Raw genomic sequence first — 7,342 nt, 5'->3', positions numbered from 1 at the left:
AAAATTTTTACAGCAGTGGTAGCAACTTTGCTATTAACTGTTGTATTTGCTTTGGTCGCCATAATAGTTGGAGTCATTTTAAAACGTTTTAATTTTAGAATTAATTCTCTTTTTAAGTATCTGATTTTATTTTTTATAGGTACTATCAGTGCTTTTCTAACGATTGGTGCGCTCGAATTATGGTTTGTCACTTATACACCATCCGTGCTGATAGGACTTTCGGCGGTCAGTATTATTTTTTGGATTGTTGTTACGATATCAGGTAAGTTTAGTATACCTAAAGAATGAAGTTACGCCACTAACGTAAACCATTAGCTTATGGCAAATCTTGAAAATTCACTAGGGAGCCGAGCGTATTTGAATTTGCTATAGGCATACTCAAATACGCTCGGCTTTTTGGTGTCAGTGTCAGAGTTGGGAAATGACCTTGCTAAATCGTATAGTAAATAACTTTAATACCAACAGCTGACCAAGTCCAAAACCACCACATCTGCAATATTAACTGGGCAGGTTTGGTGGTTTTTTAGGCTTTGGTAACGATGTTTTGGTATCGCTCACAGAAGATTCCGCATGGTTATTATCACTATCAAAATCATTTGGTGTTTGATTATATTGAATATCGTCAGTATAGGGCACACTATTGAGCTCTTCATCCATCAAACTATCGTCAAGGTCAACAGTATTGTGAGAAGGAGCGTGAGCTTGTGCGTGGTCGCCCCCAGGTTGATTATCATAGTATATATCAGTGTTTGTTTGAGGATGCTGGGAATTACCTTGCTTGGACTCAGGTAAGATCCTGACATCAGACAAGCGTCGTACGACATAATTACTGGGTAATGTTTTGCCATTTCTCTGCGCTGAGGTATCGTCAAATATCATATGCCCTTGACTATCGATACGTGCGTACTTCATTGGTTTGTCACGTGGCCAAAAGAAGTCAGAAGGGTGACTAATGATGTGACCAAAGACCAGTTTAGTCAAACGACTCCATTCAAAAAATTTCACTTCTTTAGAGCGTAGCGCGACAAACAGTGCTAAGGAAAAACTCACTAGCAGGTTGACGATACCGATAAGTGCGACGCCAAGTATCGATATTAAAATAATGCTCCAACTCATATCATCAGCGGATATATTAAATAAACCATGTGCCAAATTCGCCGAGGCAAATGCAATATGGCGAATATCGATGGGTAGTCCGAAAATATAGCCAATCGTTGCTGTACTGCCTAAGAATACCCCGAACAAGAAATTACCCATAATGGCACCGAGATTGGCTTCTACAAAGCCCCCTAAACGAGTGAGCCATGTCTTGGGTAGTATAAACTTGAGGAGTTTATGACGTTGAATACGTGCACCTACATTGTTGTAAACGGCCAAATTATCGTAGTAACCAGCTATCAAACCTGCTAGAAATAAATACACACCAGCGATGGCAGCATGGGGGAGTGCTAGTGACTGAAAAGGATCAAGATCATGGAGCAAATGTTCCGCTTTTTCAGTGTCAATCATCGGTACGCCTGTATACTGTAGCCATGCAAATGAGATGAGAAGAGCGACAGGCACTGCTAGCATCACGTTACCCATGATGGCAATAAACTGAGTACGTAGAATATCGACGACTAATTCTGATAGCTTGGTCAATTGGTGGGATTTTTTACCTGAGCTTTCAGATATGGTAGAAGCAATAGCAGCTGCAGTCATAGCTGGCTGTTTGGTCGCGACAGTACCGCGGATGACATGGATAAAGACGAAACCCAGTCCATAAATCATGCTATTGACAAAGGCACGTCCCATTGGAGCAAGCGCCAACTGATAGGCTAGTATTTTAATAGTAGCCATAAACGCAATCATGAAGCCACCAATAGAGGCTTTTTTAAACATTTTTCGATAGCCGACTCTATCGGTACTGATGTAATGCTCACCAACACGGCTGGCATTTTCAGTGACTTTACGAGAGAGCAGCTTAGTATTGTTATTAATCAAATAACCAATGCTATAGCGGCGATTGGCAGTCTTAATCAGTGTTTGTATCAGATCAATCACAGCGCGATCACGCTTTTGATCATCATTTGTCACTAGCTCTGTTAAGACACGCATACGTTGTAAGCTTTGATCTAAGCGTAGCATCATATTAGTCAAACGAATTGAGATACCTGTTTTATAAATACGTTTGCGTACCGTGGCAACGATATCTTCGCACTGCTCAATCATTACCAACAAAGGCGCCGGATCAACGGCTTGCTCGGGAGTAATATCTGTTAAGGTATCAAGCTCATGTGCTTGTCTATATTCATTGACGAATAGTACCGCTTCTTGGTTCTGCGCAACAAATGCCGCTGAGTAATTCAGCATCTGTGGGTAAGAGTCCATCAAATCAGGATGCAAACCAATACCACTGATGCGATAAGATAAAATAATAATAGCGTTTAAAATACTGTTTTTCACATTGGCGACTAAGTCTAAATGCTTCTCTTCGACTTTTAGTACCTCTACCAATTCGTCCCATTTCTCTTCTTTAATATTAGCGAGCCAGCGCTCATCAGTGCTTTTATTGAACAAATAGCCGACCAATTCAACCACGGAGTCTTCTTGCGGTAATATCGGCAAAATACGATGACCGATTAAACGGCGTAAGCTATTGAAAAACCCTTGGTCTGACATGATACCAGTGTCGGTATATAGTGCAATTTGGCGATACTGAATGATGATCTTGAGGACAAAGCTAGAGAGCCCATCAGCATATTCTGGATGTTGGCGCAGGATATCAATAAGGGACTGAATATTTTCGTTGGCCAGTGCAGGTTCTTTATCACCTACCCGTAGTGCATCTATTAGGCGCTTTAATACTGAGGGATCAGGTACATCACTCAAGGCCGTAATTTGCTGTAGAATATGTTTCATTTCTGACACGTCGTACCTTTTGTTATGATTGTTTTAGTAGTTTTTATCATATAATTGATCAAAATAAGTATGATTTATAAAGATTTAATCAGACTTTTATTTAATGCGAACGACGATTTATTGTACGTTATTTTTATCTTAGTCACATATTGATAGTCAATTATTTTGTTAGAAATTATGATGAGAGTTATTTTGGCAAAAAAAAGGACAGCTTATATGGCTGTCCTTTTTTTTGAATATTATCTATGATAATAACTTAGCTGGCGGGTACATCAAAGTAGTCAAGATCAAAATTCATCATCGGATCACTACCAGCTTTGACCATCTGTGCATGAGCATTGATACGTGGCAAGATACGCCCCACGAAATAGTCTGCAAGCTTGGCTTTGTTGGTGTAAAAACCACCTTCTTTACCGTTAGCCGCTTCGACCATTAAAGCAAACATGTACGAGTAAGCTAGATAACCAAAGGCATGCATATAATCAACGGCACAGCCATTAATTTCACTTTTACGATCGCTAATATTGCTCAGTACAGTCGTGGTTAACGCTTCGATTGTATCTGCTGCGTCTAGCGTCGCTTGTTTGATACCATGATCTGCTTGCATATTATTGACAAAGTCACGAATCTCACCTAAGAAGTGAGTGATATATTTGCCATTATTGCGAGCCACTTTACGACCTAATAAATCAAGTGCTTGAATACCATTTGTGCCTTCGTAGATCTGGGCGATACGCGTATCACGAACGATTTGTTCCATACCCCATTCGCGGATATAGCCGTGACCACCAAATACCTGCTGGCAATCTACAGTGGCCTCTAGCGCTTTATCTGTCAAAAATGCTTTCGCAACGGGTGTTAGTAATGCAACACGAGCAGCAGCGGCTTTTGCTGAATCAGGATCGGTACTAAATTTTTCTTCATCAAGATTTTTGGCCACGTACATCGCAAAGCAGCGTGACGCTTCAGTGTTGGCTTTAGCATTTAAGAGCATACGGCGCACATCAGCATGATGGATGATGGCATCAGCTGGTTTCTCTGGGCTTTGAATTTGTGTATCGCTGCGGCCTTGACCACGGTCATTGGCATATAAAGCAGCGTTTTGATAAGCAAGTTCAGAACCGCCGAGTCCTTGTAAACCCATCGTTACGCGCTCATAATTCATCATAATGAACATTGAAGACAGACCAGTGTTTTCTGCACCCACCATCCAGCCTTTTGCGCTATCAAAGTTCATGACACAAGTGGCCGATGCTTTGATACCCATTTTGTGTTCGATAGAACCAACTGCCAATGTATTGCGCTCGCCTAAACTACCATCGTCATTGACCAAGAATTTTGGTACCACAAATAGTGAGATGCCTTTTGAACCTTCCGGTGCATTAGGGGTTTTTGCCAATACTAAGTGTATGATGTTGTCAGTTAGGTCATGCTCGCCACCAGTAATAAAGATTTTGGTACCAGAGATATCATAGCTACCGTCATCGTTAGGCACAGCTTTGGTTTTGATAATACCTAGGTCAGTACCAGCATGTGGCTCAGTTAAGCACATGGTACCAGCCCATTCACCGTTATACATTTTTTCTAGATAAGTCTGTTTTTGTTCTTCAGAAGCGGCTGCGTTTAGGCAAAGTGTGGCACCAACGGTCAGGTTTGGATAAAGCGCAAACGATTGGTTGGCAGTGAAAACCATTTCTTCAGTCAACATAGTGACCATTTTGGGAAAACCTTGACCACCGTATTCAGCATTACCGCTTAAGCCAACCCAACCTGATTCGGCAAACTGTTTGTAAGCCTCTTTAAATCCAGTTGGCGTCGTGACCACGCCATCACCGTGAAAGGTTGCGCCTTCTTCATCACCGCTACGATTAATAGGCAATAAAATGTTTTTTGACAGTTTTGCCATTTCTTCTAAGACCATATCAACGGTTTCAATGTCAACATGAGCTAAGTTTTCGTTGTTTTGCCAAAATTCTGATGCTTTAAATACGTCATTTAGAATGAAACGCATATCATTAAGAGGGGCATTATAAACAGCCATAAACATTCCTTTGGTCAAATAAATAAAATTGATAAGATAATAATTTGTTTTTCTGATTTAACTTGATTCACTCATAATCAAAGTTTAACAAATAAGCTTGCGCGCAAGTGTATTTGTTCGTGAATCGTGCGTGCACTAAAAGTTAGCAACGACTATTGAAGTACTGAGAGGCATCGCAGTGATGCTTGTTATGTGGAAAGATAGATGGGTCGGTATTTGCAGACAGTCACTGCTGACTAAGTCCTGTTGATCTATAGTCCGCGAACTATAGTCAAAAAAACATAAAACCGATACGATTGTATTATGGTGCTACTGGTACAAACTTTACTTGCTTGCTGTATTCACAGAGGCTGCGAAAAATTTATCCCAGCAGCACTGTAGCGATTTAAAAATACTTTGACCATACTAAACCGCTACGGTGTTACCCTCCCTAGAGGTACTATATGTACAATTTGCGGTCGGCTGCCTTGTAGCTGTTTTAGACTTCTCTGACTATATGTTAAGGGTCATCACAAACGTATGCAAAAATAAAGCGGCAACATACCGAAGTATATTGCCGCTCAAGAGTATATTAGTATGACTTTTAGCGCTTTAATTAAAAGGCGAACTGATCAACATCCATGCTCATGTATGGCTCTACACCAGTGCCGATACGTTGTACGTGGGTAGTGGTACGTGGCAACAGCTTAGCAAAGTAGAACTGAGCAGTTTTGACTTTAGCATCGTAGAATGCTTTTTCGCTAGTGCCCTCAGCAATAGCGGTCTGGGCGATTAATGCCATACGAGCCCATAAATAGGCTAGAGTGACATAGCCACTGAAGTACATGTAGTCAACAGCAGCGCCGCCGACCGCATCAGGGTTTTCAGTTGCTTGCATGCCAATACGTGCAGTGAGGTCGCCCCATTCTTTAAGGTGTTTGGCAAGTGGGCGAATGAATTGACCCATCTCATCATTTTCTTTGTTTTCGTCACAGAATTTTTGAATGATGTTGACAAAGTTGGCAAGTAGTTTGCCCTGTGAGCCCAATACTTTACGACCAAGCAAATCAAGTGCTTGAATTTCTGTTGTTCCTTCGTATAAGCAAGAGATGCGTGTATCACGTACGTTTTGTTCCATACCCCATTCGCTGATAAAGCCATGACCACCATATACCTGCACGCCATGATTGGCCGCTTCTAGACCAGTTTCTGTCAGGAATGCTTTAGCAATTGGTGTCAGTAGTGACAACATTTGGTCAGCAAACTTAAGATCTTCACCTTCGCCTTTTGCGACAACATCAGCAAAGTGTGAGAGGTAATAGACTAGGGCACGACCACCTTCTGCAAAGGCTTTTTCGGTCAATAGCATGTTACGAACAGCTGGATGTACAATGATAGGGTCAGCTGCTTTCTTTGGTGCTTTAACACCTGATAACGAACGCATTGCTAAGCGGTCTTTTGCATAAGTCAATGAGCCTTGGAATGCATACTCTGCAGCTGTTAAACCTTGAACGGCAGTACCGATACGTGCCACATTCATAAAGGTAAACATACACTGTAGACCACGGTTTTCTGGGCCAATCAGATAACCTGTTGCACCATCAAAGTTCATGACACAAGTGGCAGAAGCTTTGATACCCATTTTATGCTCGATAGAGCCGCAAACGACATTATTACCTTCGCCTAAACTACCATCTTCATTGACCGTTACTTTAGGAACGATAAATAATGAGATACCTTTGGTGCCAGCAGGCGCGCCTGGTAGACGGGCTAAGACAATGTGAATGATGTTGCTAGTCAGATCATGCTCACCTGCAGAGATAAAAATTTTCTGACCAGTGATACTATAGCTGCCATCTTCCTTAGGCTCAGCTTTGGTACGAATAATCCCTAAATCCGAACCGGCGTGGGCCTCAGTAAGGCACATGGTGCCTGACCATTCGCCAGTGACCATTTTTTCTAAATAGGTTTGTTTTTGAGCGTCAGTACCATGGTGTTCGATGGTTTGAATGGCACCATGCGATAGGCCAGGATACATAGAGAATGACCAGTTGGCTGTACCCACCATTTCATTAATGACAGTAGACAATGAAAAAGGCATGTTTTGCCCACCGAAGTCTTCTTCAGCAGACAAAGCAGGGAAGCCGAGCTCACAAAACGCTGTATAAGCTTCTTTAAAACCTTTTGGTGTAGTGACAGTACCGTTATCGAACTTACAGCCTTCAGCATCACCGCTTTGGTTCAATGGTGATAGTTCATTTTCAGCAAAGCTTGCAGCCATCTCGAACAGACTATCCATCAACTCACGATCAGCTTCTTGAAAGGCTGGTAAGGTTTTATAGTGGCTTTCACTGTCAAGTAACTCATGCATCACGAATTGAATATCACGTAAGGGCGCTTTATATTGCATAACTTCCTGTC

4 protein-coding genes are annotated in these 7,342 nt (G+C 41.7%); 1 reads left to right on the top strand and 3 read right to left on the bottom strand.

The annotated features are described in order from the left end of the window. Nucleotides 1-288: hypothetical protein (locus ACT3RN_RS07015; protein ID WP_444518528.1), on the top strand; the 288-nt coding region annotated here is incomplete at its 5' end. Nucleotides 289-498: 210 nt separating this feature from the next. Here ACT3RN_RS07015 and ACT3RN_RS07010 read toward each other — a convergent pair. The 3 genes from ACT3RN_RS07010 to ACT3RN_RS07000 form a co-directional block, all read right to left on the bottom strand. Next, nucleotides 499-2,910 (bottom strand): site-specific recombinase, encoded by a 2,412-nt coding sequence (locus ACT3RN_RS07010; protein ID WP_192520025.1) that lies wholly within the window; start codon nucleotides 2,908-2,910, stop codon nucleotides 499-501. A gap of 247 nt (nucleotides 2,911-3,157) precedes the next feature. Further along, complete coding sequence (locus tag ACT3RN_RS07005) at nucleotides 3,158-4,942, bottom strand: acyl-CoA dehydrogenase C-terminal domain-containing protein (RefSeq protein ID WP_192520024.1); 1,785 nt, start codon at nucleotides 4,940-4,942, stop codon at nucleotides 3,158-3,160. Nucleotides 4,943-5,537: 595 nt separating this feature from the next. Continuing rightward, on the bottom strand, nucleotides 5,538-7,331 hold the full coding sequence (locus tag ACT3RN_RS07000; RefSeq protein WP_192520023.1) for an acyl-CoA dehydrogenase C-terminal domain-containing protein: 1,794 nt from the start codon (nucleotides 7,329-7,331) through the stop codon (nucleotides 5,538-5,540). Between the last annotated feature and the right edge of the window lie 11 nt (nucleotides 7,332-7,342).

It is taken from the genome of Psychrobacter sp. AOP5-GZ1-6 (genome assembly GCF_052376345.1).
Taxonomy (GTDB): Bacteria; Pseudomonadota; Gammaproteobacteria; order Pseudomonadales; family Moraxellaceae; genus Psychrobacter.
This window is presented reverse-complemented; position numbering and strand designations above follow the sequence as displayed.

Excerpts from the sequence above, each read along its gene's own strand:
- ACT3RN_RS07005 (WP_192520024.1), bottom strand. The coding sequence starts at position 4,942 with ATGGCTGTTTATAATGCCCCTCTTAATGATATGCGTTTCATTCTAAAT.
- ACT3RN_RS07000 (WP_192520023.1), bottom strand. The coding sequence starts at position 7,331 with ATGCAATATAAAGCGCCCTTACGTGATATTCAATTCGTGATGCATGAG.